We start from the raw sequence: 16,290 nt of genomic DNA on the forward strand, positions 1-16,290 counted from the left end.
CGCTCACTCGGCTGGCATATGCCTGCCGCCGTCGGGCGCAGGCGAGGAGGTCGGGTTTCGCCGCTCGAAAAGGCCGAGCCCCGTCTCGACGAGGCTGGCGAGGCCGTTCGGCAGGAATCGCACCACGACGATGAAGAAGCCGCCCAGGATCAACAGCCAGGTCGCGAGGAAGGTGTCCCCGAGATAGCTCTGCGCGCCTTGAATGATGAAGGCGCCGAGGATCGAGCCGAGGAGCGAGTGGCGCCCGCCGATCGCCGCCCAGATCACCATCGAAAGGCTGAAGCCGACGTCCAGCTGGGCGGGCGAGACATATTGCACGAGCATGACCCAGCAGCAGCCCGCGATCGCCGCGATCAGGCCGGAGATGGTGTAGATCACCGTCTCGTAGCCGGCGACGCTGTAGCCGAGGAAGCGCACGCGCTCGCTGTCCTCGCGGATCGCCTGCGCGACGAGGCCGAAGGAGCTCTGGGTGATGAGCTTTGCCACCAAAGTGGCGCCCATCAGAAAGCCGAACACGACCCAGTAGGCGGTGGGGCTGTAGGGATCGATCTCCACGCCCGCGAACTGGAAGGCGGAGGGCGGCGTCAGGCCGTTGACGCCGCCGGTATAGGCCTGCCGGTCGAGGATGATGGTGTAGAAGGCCGACAGCATGGCGAGCGTCATGATGGCGAAGAACGGCCCGGACACGCGAGCGCGGAACATGATGCCGCCGAACACGGCGCAGAACAGGGTCGGCACGGCGACCGCGAGGATGAGCCCGAACGCCGTGCTCTGGAATGGTTGCCACAGCATGGGCAGGTGATCGAGGCTGTTGTTCAGCATGAAGGGCGGAATCGGATTGGATTCCGTCTGGCTCTGCATCTGCATGGTCATCGCCATGCCATAGGCACCGAGACCGAAGGCGATGCCCTGGCCGAGATTCAGGATGCCTCCGAAGCCCCAGCACAGGCTGATCGAGAGCGCCAGCATGCCGTAGACGCCATAGGTCGAGAGCTGGTTCAGCAGGAAGCTGTCGCTCACCGTCACCGGGATGATCGCCAGCGCCGCGAAGAAGGCGACATACACGACCCATTGCGCGATCTTGTTGTGGTAGAGGTTGCGCATGGTTTCAGACCTGTCCTGACACGGCGTTGCTGACGGCGGCGGCGGTCATCGCCGGGCTCCTGCCTGTGCGAACAGGCCTTGCGGACGGAACCGCAGGAAGACCACGATCAGCACGAAGATGATGAAGCGGGCCAAGGTGTCGTTGGTGAAGAAGGCGAACACCGACTGGAGTTCGCCGGTCGCACCGCTCGCCACCACGCTTCCCGCCAGCGAGCCGCCGCCGACGACCACCATGAGGAACGCCTGCACGACATAGCTCGCCCCCATCGTGGGCAAGACGATCGCCAGGACGCCGAAGAGCGCGCCGGCGACACCGGCCAGTCCTGCGCCGAGCGCGAAGGTCATCATATAGATGCGGCCGGAATTGATGCCGAAGGACGCCGCCATCTCCTTGTTCTGCATCACGGCGCGCACCTGCACGCCAAATCGCGTCTTGTAGAACAGGAGCCAGAGGGCCAGTACGAGCAGCGTCGTCACCAGCAGGACGACGACGCGGAATACCGAAATGGAGACGGAGCCCAGCATCACGTTGCTCTGGAAGATTTCCGGCACGGCCAGATATTTCGGATCGCTGCCGAAGAGCAGGCGAACACCCTGCATCAGCACCAGCGAGACGCCGTAGGTCGCCAGCAGCGTGTCGAGCGGGCGATTGTAGAGATAGCGGATCAGGCAGCGCTCCAGCACCAGTCCGACGATGACGAAGGAGGCCGGCAGGCACAGCAGATACGGCAATCCGAGGTAGAACTGCAGCATGTAGGAGCTGTAGGCGCCGAGCATGATCAGCTCGCCATGCGCCATGTTGATGACGCCGGCCGTGCCGTAGATGATCGTCAAGCCAAGCGCGGCGATCAACCAGATGCTGGCGATGCTCACCCCGAGGATGAGCGCATTCAGAAGCGAACCCAGATCCATTGATCGTATCCGTCGAGCCGTTGAGAGCCATCCGTGCGACAGGGGCGCGCATCCATGCACGGAATGCGAAAGGGGTCCCGCGGTGCGTGACGCCGCAAGACCCCGTTCATGTCAGATGACGTTCTTGCGAATCTTGCCGTCGGGCGCCTTCAGGCCGTCCTTGGTGCAGACGCCCGCGTCCGGATAGATGGAATAGGGATTGGGGGCGACGTGCTTTTCGGCTGCCTTGACGATCTTGAAGGTGCCGTCGGCCTGGCACTGGCCGATCTTCGGCTTCAGCCAGGTGTTGAAGTTGTCTTCGTCGATCCAGACCAGCCCTTCCGGCGAGATGTCGTCCTCGACACGCACGCCGCCCGAATGGTCGCGGATGATGCGGGGGGTGACGTTCTCGAAGCCCACCGCGGCGGCGGCCTTCTCGAAGCCGGCCTTGAACACATAGGCGGAGGTGTAGGTCTCCTCCATATTGTAGTGGGTCGTGCCGTTCTTGCCGTATTTGCTCTTCAGGAAGCTTTCGACGAATTTGTGGTTGGTCGGGGTGTCGAGCGACTGGAAATACGGCGCGGACAGGAAGTGGCCGGCGCCGAATTCCGCGCCCATGGCCCGTGTCTCGATCTCGCCTGTCGTCAGCGAGGCGATCGGCATCTTGTCGACCTTGAAGCCTTCCTGCTTGAACTGCTTGTGGAAGGCGATGTCGGACGCGCCGACGACCGTCGAGAAGATGAAGTCAGGATTCGCGTCGCGGATCTTGTTCAGGACAGGCCCGAATTCCGAACTGCCGAGCGGAATATACTCCTCGCCGAGCAGCTCGCCGCCGGCCTTCTCCAGCCATACCTTGGCATTCTTGTTCGATTCCTTCGGCCAGACGTAGTTCGAGCCGACGAAGAATACGCGCTTGCCGAACTGCTGCACCATGAAGGGGATGAGGTCCTGCGAATGCTGGTTCGCGAGCGGCCCGGTACAAATCGTGTTCTGCGTGCATTCCGCGCCCTCATAGCAGGTCGGATAGTAAAGCAGATGGTCGCGCTGCATCACCGTCGGCAGGATCGCCTTGCGGCTGGCCGAGGTGTAGCAGCCGAAGATCGCGATGACCTTGTCGCGCAGGATGAGTTCCTTGGCCTTTTCCGAATAGACGGAGAAGTCGGACTTGGCGTCGACGATCACAGGCTCGATCGGTACGCCTGCCACGCCGCCCGCCTTGTTGATCTCGTCGATGGCGTATTGCATGACGAGCGTGGAGTCCTCCTCGGGAACGGCGAGCGAGCCGGTCAGCGAGAACAGAAGGCCGACTTTGATCGGCTCGCCCTTTTTCAGGGTCGCCCCCCAGGCCTCACCGGACTTGGGCAGCCAAAGATGAGGCATAGCAAGCGTGACGGAAGCGGCGACTGTCGTCTTCAGAATATTACGGCGTGTGATCTTCATTTCTGCGACCCCTCGGACATCACGTGTTGAATGGGTGTGTCATCTACTCGTCTGGACGTTTTGTCTTGAACTAGCCTTATCGTCTAGATGATATGGCTGGATCTGAGAGGGCGTCAACGCTTTTCATCGGAGTTATCAAAATTTCTTGCGGTGAACGAGAATTTGCCTGCATTCGCGTCATAACCGCGCTCCAAAGCTGAGCAAATGCCTTGATAATAATCGATTTTTGCCGTGCGCAAGCAGCTCCGGCCGCCATTGGCCGACCGGCCTCCCGGCGCCTTTCGCGAGGGAATGTCCGCGTCCCAGGGCTGTGGGGAGGCCGAGAGGCGTCCTTGCCGAATGAGATTAAAGACTAGACGTTTATGGAGATCGCGCCGAATCGGCGGGGGCACTCGGTGGTCTTCGCTAGCGCAATTTCATCGGGCCCCTTTAAATAGGGTCGTAATCGTGACAGAAGGTACATATCTATGAATGTAGGTGCGCTGGCTCGGCTGACGCTGGATTCGCGTCAGGCGCGTCGATCACCATCAGAAGCAGCGATCGTGTGACCATATGAAAATCCTCATCGCCGATGACCATTGGGTGGTCCGTCAATCGCTGAAGCAGGTCATGCGGCGCCTGCGTCAGAAGCTCGAGACCTATGAAGCGGCAACCTTCGACGAGGCGGCGGCGCTGCTCGTCGAGCATCCGGATATCGATCTGATGCTCATCGATCTGGTCATGCCCGGTTTCGACGCCTTCGACGGTCTGCACAAGCTTCGAACCAAGTTTCCGGAAGTGCCGGTCGTGGTGGTCTCGGTTCATGAGGATGTCGACCACGTGCTGCGCTCCGTGGAGCAGGGCGTGATCGGCTATGTGCCGAAGTCGGCGGGAGGGCCCGAGATCGAACGCGCGCTGGAACGGGTGCTCGCCGGTGAAGTGAGCTTCCCGCGGCGGATCATCGAACGGTCGGCGGGAGCCAGCACTCCGAAGGCGGCTCCCGAGCCTGTTCCCGCCGCGAGCACGAGCACGCCTGCTGCAGCGGCGGCAAAGAGCGCCGCGGCTGATGAACTCCGCGACGAACTCGACCTGTTGACGCCTCGCGAGCGCGACGTGCTCAGCCTGCTTGGCCGCGGTTACTCCGTCAAGCGTATCGCGGAGGAGTTCGAGCTCAGCAGCCAGACGGTGCGCGTGCATCTGGGCAATGCCATGCGCAAGCTCAACATCCGGGACCGGGCCGCCGCGATGCATTATGCCATCGGCCGTTTCAGCGCGGGGGAGTCCGCCTGAGGTGACGGATGTGCCCGGCTCCGCCAAGGGGGAGCGCCTCGACGAGATTTTTGCCGGACTGGACGTTGCCCCGCTCGGCATCCTGATCTGGTCCTCGGATCGGCGGTTGCTCTATGCAAATGACCGCTTCCGGCGTAGCTGCGATCTTCCGGTCGAGATCGGCATGCGCTTCGAGGCGTTCATCGCCACGATGGCGCATTCGGGCGAATGCGTCCTGCCAACCGAGGCGGATATGTGGGAGCGCGGGCAGAGCGCGGCATTCGGTTCGGAAAGCAGCGAGGACTATCTTTTCGCCACGGGCGTCGTGCTGAACGTCACCCAGGCGCCGACGGCCTCCGGCGGCATGACGATGTCCTTTGCGGACGTCACCGCCGTCAAGAGCAACGAGCGGGCGCTGCAATTCGCCAAGGAGACCGCGGAGGCGACGGACGAAGCCAAATCGCGGTTCCTTCGGGCGGCAAACCACGATCTGCGCCAGCCGCTCGCGTCTTTGAAGATCCTCATCTACAATTGCATTCGCGAGGAGGATCCCGAGCATCGCTCCGATATGCTGCATGCCATGGGGATTGCCACATCCATCATGGAGGACCTGCTCGGTGCGCTTCTCCAGATCGGGCAGCTCGATGCCGGGCGCGTTCAGCCTCGGATAACCTCGTTCCAATTGTCGCAATTGTTCGAGCGGCTCGATGTCCAGTTTCGTCATCAGGCAAGAGAGAAGGGGCTTCGCCTCGTTTTCGTCCCGCCCCGCGCCACGATCTCGACCGACCGTGCCCTCCTCGAACGTATCCTGAGCAATTTCGTCGCCAATGCCGTCCGCTTTACCGGCATCGGCGGTATCGTCGTGGGCTGCCGGCGCGAAGCGAACGGCCTGCGGATCGAGGTGGCGGATACGGGACGCGGCATCCGCCCGGAAGATCGCGAGCGCGTATTCGACGAGTTCTTCCGAGCCGAGGAGCAGCGCGCGCAGAAAAGCGGCCTGGGCCTCGGTCTCAACATCGTCAAGCGCCTGGCCGACCTCCTCGAATTGCCGGTCCGCCTGCGCTCGGAAGTTGGACGGGGGTCGATCTTCTCCGTCACGGTGCCTCTGGGAAACATCTGGCACAGCGAAGCGAACGAAGTGGAGATCAGCGAGACCGTCGCGGGCGAGTTCGTCGGCACGCCGGTCATTCTGGTCGAGGACGACGATATTCTGCGGCAGACCATGACGCAGTTGCTGCAGCGCTGGGGCATCGACGTGCATGCGGCGGCAGACGAGGCCGAGGCGATGCGGCTGATCGAGAGCGGTGTCTCGCCGCGTCTGATCGTGGCCGACTACAATCTCAAGACCCGTATGGGCATCGACGTGGTCGATCGGTTGAGGAAGGCGATCGGTGCCGAGATCCCCGCGATGATCGTCACCGCCGACGCCGAGCCCCGCGTCATCGAAAGCATTCGCAACGCCGGCTTGCCCGTCCTGGTCAAGCCGGTCAGCCCGCCGCGATTGCGTGTGCTGATGCACAATTTGCTGTTCGAGCCTTCCCTCGTGAATGTCGCCGGACCAACAGCCGCCGAGAACAGGAGAGCGTTCCGTGACCAAGAGTAGCGAACCCGTGCCCATCGGCAGCATGGTGCCGCTCACCGGGCCTTCAGCCGCGGATGGCGCGGAGTTCCGCAAGGGCATGATCCTCGCCGCCGAGGAACTCAACGCCCGCGGAGGCCTGCTCGGCCGGCCGGTTCAGCCGATTTTCGTCGATACCTGTCGCCAGACGGCGGAAGAGGTCGTCGGCGCCGCACGATGGCTGATCGAGAAGCACAAGGTCCATGCGATTGTCAACGGTTACAATATCGGTCCTCAGAACTCCGAGTATGAACCGATTGCCGATGCCGGGATCATCTATGTCCACGCCAATACCCTGCTTCAGCACCATGATACGGTCATGAGCGATCCCGATCGCTACTTCGGCTGCTTCATGGCGGATCCGGCCGATTACTGGTACGGGCCCGGCTTCATAAAGTTCATCTCGTGGCTGCGCGACTCCGGCCAGTGGACGCCGCAGTCCAACCGGATCGCCATCATCTCCGGCTCGAAGCCCTATAGTATCGTCATCGCCAACGCGATGGCGAATGCGGCGGCCGATTTCGGCTGGCAGGTGGCCTTCGGGCCGAAGATCGTGCAGACGCCGACACATCACTGGCGCGAAGTGCTCGATGAAGTCCGCTCCACCAATCCCGCGGTGCTCGCCAACACGCATTTCTACGCGGTCGACCTCGCGCATTTCCAGCGGCAATTCATGGCGAACCCCATGGATTGCATCGTCTACCTGCAATATGGCGCGATGCACCGCACCTTCAACGATATCGCCCAGGAGGCGAGCGTCGGCGTCATCGTCTCCTCGGTCATCGGTCTTCTGCGCGACGAGATGGGCAAGCGCTTCGAGGCGCGCTACAACGCCCGCTTCGGCGAGGGGTCGACCGCGACGATCGGCTGCCAGTCCTACAGCAACATGCATCATTACGCCGTGGCGGCGGCGATGGCGGGGGGCTCGGGCCCGCCGGGCGATTTCGAGCAGAACCGCAAGGTCGCCTTCGCCCTGAAGGGCATGATCTACCGCAGCGTGCACGGCACCATTCGCTACCATCCCGACTGGCAGGCCGTCGTTCCCTATCCTGTGGTGACGCATGATCCTTCGCTCGGGATGCCGCACATCTTCTACCAGATCCAGGATTTCCGTAAGTCGCTCTCCATGATCGCACCGGAGCCCTACAATACCGAGCGTTTCATCTATCCACCCTGGATGAGCGGCCGGGCGGCGGCGGCGAAGCCGATGACCACCGCCCACAATCCGCGCGGTCTCATCGGTCTTTGAGGCCCGACGGCCGCAGGCGAAGGACGGCTACCTTCAAGGCGGAGCTGCCGCGCGCCAATGGTCCGTTCCGCGTGTTCCTTCAGTTCATCTGCCTGTCGTCATCCAGGGACTTGATGGCCGCTTGTGTTCGGCTCCTGACGCCCAGCTTGGAGAAAATGCTCTTCGAGCGGGTTTTCACGGTATTCAGATCGATTTTGAGCTTTTCCTCGACGCGAACTTCGATCATCTCGCCGCTGACGCGCAGCCTGCCGGTATGAAGGGAGGGCCGGACACGGCTGGCCAAGACGATCGTCAGCTGGGGGATGCGCTCTGAAAGGATGGCGATTGATGGTCTCGCCGCCGTCACCGCCTTCGGCCAGGTGATAATCGTCGATGAAGAGGACGATCGGCCTCGCGGAGGCGCGCTCCTTCAGGCTGGCGACGAGCCCCGCAAGGGCGTCCGGTCGATCCGGCGGGGGGGGATCGATACGCCATCCATGCCGCCGGAACCGATCTATGGCGCGGTGGAACGGCTCGGGGCCTTGCGGATGGCACCCCGCGACTTGACGGGCTTGGGCGGCGTCCTGGCGCGGTCGCTCGCTCTCACGATGAGGCGGGCTCCGACCAGAATCTTGACGGCGGGCTGGGCTTCGGAGGCATTGATGATGTCGTCCAGCATCGCCACGGCCAGATAGCCGATCATCCGCTTCGACACGTCGATCGTCGTCAGGGGAGGATCGAGCGTCGCACTCATCGGCAGGTTGTCGAAGCCGATGATCGCGACGTCCTCGGGGATGCGGACGGCGTGTTCCCGCAGCGCCTTAATGAATCCATAGGCCATGATATCATTCGTGCAGAAATAGCACTCGGCGAGATCGGGCTGGCCTTGAAGCCATGTCATCGCATCGGCGTAGGCCCCTTCCAGGGTCGACTCGACCGAGACGACGTCGGCGTCCCGCACGGCCAGATGGAGGCGATCCATGTTCTTGAAGAAAGCCTCCCGGCGCAGGCGGAAATTGGTGGTGTCGACATGGCTGGCGACGAAGCCGATGCGGCGAAATTTCCGACTCTTGAAGTGGGACAGGACCTGGAATACCGCATCCTCGTTGTTCATGTTGACGAAGGTCGCGTCGACCACGTCGTAGAAGGTGTCGATGAACACGGCCGGTATCCCGGCGCCTTGAAGGGTTCCGACATCCGCCTCCGAGAGCTCCGTTCCAAGCGCGATGAGGCCCCGTGCGGACGTTCCCGCCAACGAAGCGACGATGGCGTCGATCGATTGCTCCTCGTGGCTCACCACCTCCAATGCATAGCCGCGTCGTCCCGCCTCGACCGACATGCCGTCGATATAGTCCGAGATGAAATGGCTATGGTCGCGATTGACCGTACGGCCATGCTTCGAGATCTTCAGGAAACGGAGGGAGGCGCTCGACTCGGGCCTATCCTTCCGGGTCCGCGGGCGGTATTTGAGGCGGCCCATCGTCTCCAGAACGCGGGCACGCGTCGTGCCGGAAATTTCGCCCTTGCCGTTCAGCACGAGGGATACGGTGGCGGGGGACACGCCGGCAGCGTCGGCGATGTCGCGCAGGGTCGGCTTTTTTCTATCTGTCATCAGGGAGTTGGCTTCGCATGGCGGTGTCGGGCAGTTCAGCTGCGTCGCCCGATACAGAACGTTTTGCGGGTGAAACGCAACCGCGTTCTCCCCGCTTGCGCAAGGCGTGGGAGCGTGTTAATGGATTTACTAAAGAAACACGAGTTTTACTAAAAATAAAAAACAGCGAGTGAAGGCCTGGGCAGATCGACAGGACGGCTTCTTGTCCGTCATGCCGGGCTCCACGCGCAGAGGAAACGTTGGGAAGCGCCGATGAAGAAGTTCTTGAACGAAGCGGTCGACTTTGTTGATGAGATGCTGGACGGCATCTATCTCGCGCATCCGCAACTGACCTTCGTGAACGACGACAAACGCTGCATGGTGGTCGCCCGCCGCAGGAGCGGCAAGGTGGGCATCGCGACGGGCGGCGGTTCCGGCCATCTTCCTTTGTTCCTCGGCTATGTGGGTGAGGGAATGCTCGATGGCGCAGCGGTGGGAGGCGTGTTCCAGTCGCCCAGCGCCGAGCAGATGAACGAGGTCACCAAGGCGATCGACCAGGGGGCGGGCGTCCTCTACGTCTACGGCAATTACAGCGGCGATCTCATCAACTTCGACATGGCGGCCGAATTGTCCGATCTGGACGGCATCGCCGTCAGGCAGGTTGTCGGCAATGACGACGTCGCCTCCTCGGTGGTCGGCGAAGAGCACAAGCGGCGCGGCGTGGCCGGCATCGTCTTTGTCTTCAAGGCCGCGGGCGCCGCGGCGGCGGAGGGGCTGCCGCTCGACGAGGTGACCCGCATTGCCGACAAGGCGCGGGCCAGGACCAGAACCATGGGCGTGGCACTCAGCTCCTGCGTCGTTCCCGAGATCGGCCACGCCACCTTCAGCATCGGCGAGGACGAGATGGAAATCGGCATGGGCATTCATGGCGAACCCGGCATCAGCCGTCAGCCTCTGGCAAAGGCCGACAAGGTCGTCGACGAGATGATGGGCCGCATTTTCGCCGAGCAGCCGCTCGGTCAGGGCGACGAGGTCGCCGTGCTGGTCAACGGTCTCGGCGGGACCGCCAAGGAGGAGCTCTACATCCTGTTCCGGCGCGTGTCGCAGTTGCTGACGGAGCGCGGCGCCAGGGTCAAGCATGTCTGGATCGGCGAATACGCAACATCCATGGAGATGGCAGGGGCGTCCATCTCGATCCTGCATCTCGATGAGGAACTCGACCGCCTGATCGGGGCCCCGGCCGACACGCCCTTCTTCAGCCACCGCAATGCTTGAGCATAGCAGCATGGACGCGATGTCGTCATCCGATCTCGGCGCGCTGTTCGGAGCGTGGCGCACGACATTCGCCGAGCAGCGGGATTACTTGATCTCGCTCGACGGCAAGGTCGGCGACAGCGACCTCGGCATCACCATGGCGAAGGCGTTCGCCGCCGCTGCCGACGCTGTCGCCGCGGTGACGGCGATCGCGCCGATCAGCAAGATTCTCATCACGGCCGGGGCCGCCATGGCCAAGGCGGCGCCTTCCACGATGGGCACGCTTACGGCGACCGGCTTCATGCGGGGCGGCAAGGCGCTGGAGGGTGCCGGCGCCCTGGGTGTGAGGGAGGCGGCCCTGTTCTGGCGGGCCTATGGCAACGGGATCGCGGAACGGGGCAAGGCGAAGGTGGGAGACAAGACCATCCTGGATGTAATCGACCCCATTGCCAGGACGCTCGAAGGCACGGCCGAGGCCGGCGGCAGGCTGGCAAACGCGCTCGCGGCCGCCGCGGTCGCGGCGGAGGAGGCGCTCGAGAGCACCAAATCCATGCTTGCACAGCACGGCAAGGCCGCCGCCTTTCAGGAGAAGTCCGTCGGACACCAGGACGCGGGCGCCACCGTCGGTGTCCTGATGATCCAGACCATGCGCGACTTTGCCATCTCGCGATCCGACGCCGTCAGATCGCAAGCGGACGATCAAGCAGCGTTCGGGTCCGAGACCTCGGGAGGTTCTCTCTCGTAAGTCGCGTCCATACGTCAATGAACGATGGTAATATCCACAACAAGCAATCGATCAGGGAGAGCCAAGGTGAGAGAATTTCTCTTGAAATCATCAACATGTCTGAAGGCGATCGCCGGCGCGGCGATCGTCACGGGCGCGCTCTGCACGGCGCAGTTCGCCGACGTCTCGACAGCGGCGGCGGCGGACGACGCCGTTCTCCAGGCGGCACGCAGCATGACGCCGCCCGACTATGCCGGTCCGACGACTCCCGCCAAGGCGCCCAAGGATATCAAGATCGCCGTTGTGACCTGCCTGTCCGTGCTCCACGGCTGCGTGTCCCCGGCCGACGGCATTCAGCACGCCGGCGAGAAGCTCGGCTGGACGGTCAAGGTCTATGACGGCGGTGGAACGCCCAACAAGCAGAACGCCGCGATCCTGGATGCGATCTCGTCCGGCGCCAACGTGATCGCGACCATCGCCATCGACCCCAATCTGATCCAATTGGCGCTGAGCGAAGCCAAGAAGGCCGGCATTCCCGTGATCGCCGGCTCGAACGGCATCGACACCCCCAACCCGGTCAAATCACCGGCGAATGGCGGCCTGGGTTTCGCCTTCGACGTGTCGCCGGACTACGGCACCCTCGGTGTCCACGCTGCCCAATGGATGATCGCGGACTCGAACGACAAGGCGAACATCGCCCTGTTCTCCGACAAGGAATTCCCCTCGATCATGGCGCAGGAGGTGGGCATCCTCCAGGGCCTCGCCGATTGCAAGACCTGCACGGTCTCCAAGCCGATCTACTTCACCGCCACGCAGATTGCGAGCCAGCTCGGCCAGATGACCGTGGACTATGTGCGAAGCCACCCGGATGTCGATTACATCTATGGCGCTTTCGATCCGCCGGTCGCCGCGCAGGTTGCCGCCTTGATGCAGGCCGGCATGACCAACAAGGTGAAGATCGTCGGTGCGCTCGGCAATCAGCAGAATCTGAACTTCATCCGGGCCGGCCGCCTGCAGGTCGCCGACATGGCCTATGACAACGAATATATGGGATGGGCGATGGTGGACCAGACCATCCGGCTGTTGAACAAGCAGCCCCTGATCGAGCCGCATGGCGAGAACCTGCCCTTCGTCATTCTCGACAAGACGAACCTTCCGCCGGCGGGTGCAGACTGGCAGGCCAAGACGGGTTACCAAGAGAAGTTTCTCGCACTCTGGAAGTAGCCTGCCATGGCCGTGACTGCGATAGGCGTCCGAAAGGTTTTCGCGGGCTTCAAAGCTCTCGACGATGTTGCCATCGACCTCCGCAACGGTGAGATTCATGCGTTGCTGGGGGCGAATGGCAGCGGAAAGTCGACCCTGGCGAAGGTGCTGACCGGCGTCTATCAGCCCGAGCAGGGCGAGATCGTCGTGGGAGCCGCCCGCGTTGGCCGCATCACCTCGCCAAGCCATGCGAATGAACTTGGAATAGCGGTGGTGCATCAGGAGGCGCCTCTCATCGACAGCATGACGGTCTCGGAAGGCATGGCGCTCTTCCGGGGCTATCCCACAGCGGGCGGACGGGTGCAGTGGAACCGGCTGCGGGAGGAAACGAGCGCAATGCTCCGGGCTTTCGACGTCGACGTCGATCCCGATCGGCTCGCCGGGACGCTGAGTCCGGCCGAACGCGCGCTCGTCGCCATGGTCATCGCGCTCGACCAGGTGAAGTCCGGTCTCCAACTGCTGATCCTCGACGAGGTGACCGCCTCGCTGCCCGAAAGGCAGGCCGCGACTTTTCTCGATCGGGTGGCGGCGGTCGCACGGGCCGGCACGGCCGTGCTGATGGTGACCCACCGCCTGGCGGAGCTGCAAGGGCGTGCCGACACGGTGACGGTGTTGCGCAACGGCAAGGTGGTGCACAGCGCCCCCGCCGATGCCGTCGATCACAAGACGCTCGTTGCCACGATGGTCGGCGCGCACCAGGGGCCGGTCCCGACCGAGGAGGCTCCGCGGCGCGATATCGTCTCGCGGCTCTGGGCGACGGTGTCGCGGTCGGGGCCCCGCAGCGAGGGGCAGGCTCCCGTGCTCCAGGCGCGGAACCTCGCCGGGCGCTTCATGCGGGACGTCTCCTTCGATATTCGCCGCGGCGAGATCGTCGGCGTCGCGGGGTTGATCGAGGGCGGGATCAACGAACTGCCGCAGGTGCTCGGCGGTACCGTCCCGCGAAGGGGCGGCACGCTCAGGGTGGGCGAGCGTGAATTGCCGCGTCGGATGACGCCCCGCGCGGCACTTCGAGCCGGCCTCGCCTTGTTGCCCGTGGATCGGCTTCGCTCCGGCGGCATCGGCACGCTGGACCTGACGGAGAACGTGCTTCTTCCCGAGCTCGGCAGCTTCTGGCATGCCCGGTCCCGGGAGCGGCGGGTGATGGAAGAGATCATTGCCTGCTTCGACGTGAGGCCGCCGGATCCCCGGGCGCTGTTCGGCCGGCTCAGTGGGGGCAACCAGCAGAAGATCCTGCTCGGAAAATGGCTGCTGATGCGCCCCTCCGTGCTGATTCTCGAGGACCCGACTTCCGGCGTGGATCCGAACGCCCGGTCGAAGATGTTCGAGGCGATCGCCGACGCCGCGCGCCAAGGCGTCTCGATCCTGTTCTTCTCGACCGAGCCCGAACAGCTCGCCGCCATGTGCACCCGCGTCCTCGTGCTGCGCGACGGCGTCGTGGCGAGGGAACTGACGGGCGACGATCTTGACCAAGCAATCATCAGCCAGTGGTCCTATTCATGAACGCCAGGGAATCCGCGCGCGACGGCATCGCGTCCGACCGCAAATCCGCCGCCGCCGCCGGTCCGTCGTCGGTGACGCGCAAGGCCGCGACGATCGTCTTCAAGCGCTATGCGACCGTGCTCCTTCTGGTGGTGTTCGTCGTCGTATTCGCGGCGACCAGCCCTCAGTTCCTGACCACGGCCAACTGGCAGAATCTGCTCGTCGTCCAGGCGGTGGTCAGCTGCACGGCCTTTGCCGCCATCCTGCCGCTGGTCGTCGGCGAGTTCGACCTCTCGCTCGGCAACATGATCGGCTTCCTCACGATGCTCGGCGCCTTCTTGAGCGGGCAGGGCTATGAGGCCCCCGTCGTCATCCCCGTGATGCTGCTGGGCGGTGTCCTGGTGGGCCTGCTGAACGGCTTTCTCACGGTCTATTTCCAGATCAGCTCCTTCATCGTGACGCTCGGCGTCGGCATCGTGCTCAGCGGCTTCACCATGGGGTTGAGCGGCGGCCAGGTTCTGTTCGACGGGATCCCGCAGGTGATCCTGTCGGTCGGCCAGGAGCATGTGCTGGGGCTGGGCATCACCGTGTGGCTGACGGGCATCATTGCCGCCCTCCTGCTCTACATGCTGGAGCAGACCCCCTTCGGGCGCAAGCTCTATGCCGTGGGGGGCTCGGAGCGCGTCGCCTTCCTGGCCGGCATCCGCACCGGGCTGCTGAAGATCGCTGCTTTCGCGATAGCCGGCCTGCTGACGGGCGTCGGGGCCATCTTCGCCCTCGGGCAGAACGGCGCGGCGAATGCGGGCTTCGGCCCGGAGCTCCTGCTGCCCGCCTATGCGGCCGTATTTTTGGGCGTGACCACCTACCGGCCCGGCTATTACAACATTCCCGGTACCCTGATTGCGATCCTGCTGATGGCCGTCGGTTTCAATGGCCTCAATTTGCTTGGAGCGCCGTTCTGGGTACAACCCATCTTCAACGGAACCGTCCTCGTGGTGGCGGTCATCTGTGCGCGGGCCGAGTCGAGCCGCACCAAATAGGCAGTGGAGGAAATCATGATGCAGACGGCGACGATGGACGGCAGGACATGGGAAATCTTCGTGCTCGAATATGCCCGCAGCAAGGACCAGCCGGTCGCGACCCTGATTCAGGGCGCCTATGATGCGGGCGCCATCGACCTTCCCTTCGCCTTCGTCCTGGCGCGCAGCGGCAGCCGCAATATCCTGGTCGATTGCGGGTTCATGAAGGAGGGCCACGGCGTCGAGGTCGCGGAGAAATTCGGGATCCCGGATTGGATCTCGCCGGTCCGCATGGTCGAGGCGATGGGCGTGAAGGCTGAAGACATCACCGATGTCGTGCTGTCCCACGCGCATTTCGACCATATGGGGTCGATCGAGAAATTTCCCAACGCGATGCTGCATCTCCAGAAGCGGGAGTTGCTGAGCTGGGTGGAACTGATGGCGCTGCCTCCCCGCTTCGGCTTCCTCACGCTCGTCCTCGATCCCGATGACATCTACAGCGCGCTCGATGCTGCCAGGGAACACCGGCTGTCGTTGATCGAGGGTGACGCGGACGATGTCGTGCCCGGCGTTCACGTCCGCTCCGGAGAGGGGCACACGTTCGGCCAGCAATTCGTGATCCTGGAGACCGCGCGAGGCCGGATCGTCGTGGCGGGCGATTGCGTCTACGGAGCGCAGAATCTGACCGGGCATAATCACGATGGGGTCTACATCCCGCTCGGCTCGGGCATCGGGAGTGCCTGGGATCAGTTGAAATCCCTCGACCGCATCAACAAGGAGATCGGCGGAGATCTCAACCGGTTGGTCATCCTGCACGATTTCGACCGCTGGACCCGCTACCAGCAGGTCGACGAAATAGAGGGATTTCGTATCTTCAAAGTCGCGTGAGGGATGCGTCCTGAACCGTCCCGGGTTTGCCGGAAGCCGATTTGCTCGAATGACGCAGCTATCGGCATCGTTCCGCGGCAGCCAGAAATGCTGCCTCGGCTTCGGCCGGGGCAATATGGCCGGTCGGCTCGAGGCGGCGATTGTGAACCAATCGCCCCATCGGAGAGTGGCGCGCCCGACGGCGGGCGTGGATTCCATATGCGCTAACATAACAGAAATACCCGCCTTCTCCCGGTTCGGGACACCGCATTTCCTTTGGAAATGCTTGGGGTCCCGGCAGGGGGATGAGGGTCTAAACGTCAACGCAGATAGCTCAATAGTCGCGCTGGAATTGCACAAGTCCAGACCCTCATCCGGCGCTTCGCGCCACCCCCAGCATTTCCGCAGGAAATGCGAAGTCCCGCATGGGAGAAGGAAAATCGCGCTATTGTCGGCAAAGTTAGCGCATATGGGCGTGGATTCGCGGTTCCAGGCGATCGATCCCCTCGGCCTCGTAGAGGTTGTCGAGCTTTGCCATCAAGCAAATCACTCGACCGACGTGAA

At 63.2% G+C, this 16,290-nt stretch carries 14 protein-coding genes; 9 read left to right on the plus strand and 5 right to left on the minus strand.

Annotated elements, in window-relative coordinates:
• Window positions 1-3: 3 nt before the first annotated feature.
• The 3 genes from urtC to J3R73_RS03515 all read right to left on the minus strand — a co-directional run bounded on the left by urtC (window position 4) and on the right by J3R73_RS03515 (window position 3,435).
• Window positions 4-1,104 (minus strand): urea ABC transporter permease subunit UrtC, encoded by a 1,101-nt coding sequence (gene urtC / locus J3R73_RS03505; protein ID WP_307422417.1) that lies wholly within the window; start codon window positions 1,102-1,104, stop codon window positions 4-6.
• Window positions 1,105-1,149: 45 nt separating this feature from the next.
• Window positions 1,150-2,016, minus strand: a complete 867-nt coding sequence (gene urtB, locus J3R73_RS03510; protein WP_307422419.1) for an urea ABC transporter permease subunit UrtB — start codon at window positions 2,014-2,016, stop codon at window positions 1,150-1,152.
• Between the two features lie 111 nt (window positions 2,017-2,127).
• Window positions 2,128-3,435, minus strand: coding sequence for a transporter substrate-binding domain-containing protein (locus J3R73_RS03515; RefSeq protein ID WP_307422421.1), 1,308 nt, complete (start codon window positions 3,433-3,435; stop codon window positions 2,128-2,130).
• 552 nt (window positions 3,436-3,987) lie between these two features.
• On the opposite strand from J3R73_RS03515, the gene J3R73_RS03520 reads away from it, so the two are divergent.
• From J3R73_RS03520 to J3R73_RS03530, 3 genes are read left to right on the plus strand one after another with little or no spacing between them, the layout of a single operon-like run.
• Window positions 3,988-4,704 (plus strand): response regulator, encoded by a 717-nt coding sequence (locus J3R73_RS03520; protein WP_307422423.1) that lies wholly within the window; start codon window positions 3,988-3,990, stop codon window positions 4,702-4,704.
• Entirely contained in the window at window positions 4,667-6,286 is a 1,620-nt protein-coding gene (locus J3R73_RS03525) for an ATP-binding protein (RefSeq protein ID WP_307437068.1), read from the plus strand. Before J3R73_RS03520 ends, J3R73_RS03525 begins: the two co-directional genes overlap by 38 nt.
• On the plus strand, window positions 6,273-7,550 hold the full coding sequence (locus J3R73_RS03530) for an ABC transporter substrate-binding protein (protein ID WP_307422426.1): 1,278 nt from the start codon (window positions 6,273-6,275) through the stop codon (window positions 7,548-7,550). Before J3R73_RS03525 ends, J3R73_RS03530 begins: the two co-directional genes overlap by 14 nt.
• A 79-nt stretch (window positions 7,551-7,629) precedes the next feature.
• On the opposite strand, the gene J3R73_RS03535 is transcribed toward J3R73_RS03530, so the two are convergent.
• Window positions 7,630-7,896, minus strand: a complete 267-nt coding sequence (locus tag J3R73_RS03535) for a LuxR C-terminal-related transcriptional regulator (protein WP_307422429.1) — start codon at window positions 7,894-7,896, stop codon at window positions 7,630-7,632.
• A 147-nt stretch (window positions 7,897-8,043) separates the two neighbouring features.
• Entirely contained in the window at window positions 8,044-9,141 is a 1,098-nt protein-coding gene (locus J3R73_RS03540) for a LacI family DNA-binding transcriptional regulator (RefSeq protein ID WP_307422432.1), read from the minus strand.
• Between the two features lie 252 nt (window positions 9,142-9,393).
• Here J3R73_RS03540 and J3R73_RS03545 point away from each other — a divergent pair, with 252 nt between their 5' ends.
• The 6 genes from J3R73_RS03545 (at window position 9,394) to J3R73_RS03570 (ending at window position 15,747) form a co-directional block, all read left to right on the plus strand.
• Window positions 9,394-10,395 (plus strand): dihydroxyacetone kinase subunit DhaK, encoded by a 1,002-nt coding sequence (locus J3R73_RS03545; RefSeq protein ID WP_307422435.1) that lies wholly within the window; start codon window positions 9,394-9,396, stop codon window positions 10,393-10,395.
• Between the two features lie 10 nt (window positions 10,396-10,405).
• The gene (locus J3R73_RS03550; RefSeq protein ID WP_307422437.1) at window positions 10,406-11,119 is read left to right on the plus strand and encodes a dihydroxyacetone kinase family protein; all 714 of its coding nucleotides are present in this window, start codon (window positions 10,406-10,408) and stop codon (window positions 11,117-11,119) included.
• An 81-nt stretch (window positions 11,120-11,200) separates the two neighbouring features.
• Window positions 11,201-12,322, plus strand: coding sequence for a sugar ABC transporter substrate-binding protein (locus J3R73_RS03555; protein WP_307422440.1), 1,122 nt, complete (start codon window positions 11,201-11,203; stop codon window positions 12,320-12,322).
• A 6-nt stretch (window positions 12,323-12,328) separates the two neighbouring features.
• Entirely contained in the window at window positions 12,329-13,861 is a 1,533-nt protein-coding gene (locus J3R73_RS03560) for a sugar ABC transporter ATP-binding protein (RefSeq protein WP_307422443.1), read from the plus strand.
• Window positions 13,858-14,880: an ABC transporter permease gene (locus J3R73_RS03565; RefSeq protein ID WP_307422446.1), complete on the plus strand. Its 1,023-nt coding sequence runs from the start codon at window positions 13,858-13,860 to the stop codon at window positions 14,878-14,880. The genes J3R73_RS03560 and J3R73_RS03565 overlap by 4 nt, the downstream gene beginning before the upstream one ends.
• Before the next feature lie 15 nt (window positions 14,881-14,895).
• The gene (locus J3R73_RS03570) at window positions 14,896-15,747 is read left to right on the plus strand and encodes an N-acyl homoserine lactonase family protein (RefSeq protein ID WP_307422450.1); all 852 of its coding nucleotides are present in this window, start codon (window positions 14,896-14,898) and stop codon (window positions 15,745-15,747) included.
• Window positions 15,748-16,290 lie beyond the last annotated feature (543 nt).

Origin of the sequence: Labrys monachus, from assembly GCF_030814655.1 — a bacterium.
GTDB classification, from domain to species: Bacteria; Pseudomonadota; Alphaproteobacteria; order Rhizobiales; family Labraceae; genus Labrys; species Labrys monacha.

Coding starts and splice junctions, on each gene's coding strand:
- urtC (WP_307422417.1), bottom strand. CDS start 1,104: ATGCGCAACCTCTACCACAACAAGATCGCGCAATGGGTCGTGTATGTC.
- urtB (WP_307422419.1), bottom strand. CDS start 2,016: ATGGATCTGGGTTCGCTTCTGAATGCGCTCATCCTCGGGGTGAGCATC.
- J3R73_RS03515 (WP_307422421.1), bottom strand. CDS start 3,435: ATGAAGATCACACGCCGTAATATTCTGAAGACGACAGTCGCCGCTTCC.
- J3R73_RS03520 (WP_307422423.1), top strand. CDS start 3,988: ATGAAAATCCTCATCGCCGATGACCATTGGGTGGTCCGTCAATCGCTG.
- J3R73_RS03525 (WP_307437068.1), top strand. CDS start 4,667: ATGCCATCGGCCGTTTCAGCGCGGGGGAGTCCGCCTGAGGTGACGGAT.
- J3R73_RS03540 (WP_307422432.1), bottom strand. CDS start 9,141: ATGACAGATAGAAAAAAGCCGACCCTGCGCGACATCGCCGACGCTGCC.
- J3R73_RS03545 (WP_307422435.1), top strand. CDS start 9,394: ATGAAGAAGTTCTTGAACGAAGCGGTCGACTTTGTTGATGAGATGCTG.
- J3R73_RS03550 (WP_307422437.1), top strand. CDS start 10,406: ATGGACGCGATGTCGTCATCCGATCTCGGCGCGCTGTTCGGAGCGTGG.
- J3R73_RS03560 (WP_307422443.1), top strand. CDS start 12,329: ATGGCCGTGACTGCGATAGGCGTCCGAAAGGTTTTCGCGGGCTTCAAA.
- J3R73_RS03565 (WP_307422446.1), top strand. CDS start 13,858: ATGAACGCCAGGGAATCCGCGCGCGACGGCATCGCGTCCGACCGCAAA.
- J3R73_RS03570 (WP_307422450.1), top strand. CDS start 14,896: ATGATGCAGACGGCGACGATGGACGGCAGGACATGGGAAATCTTCGTG.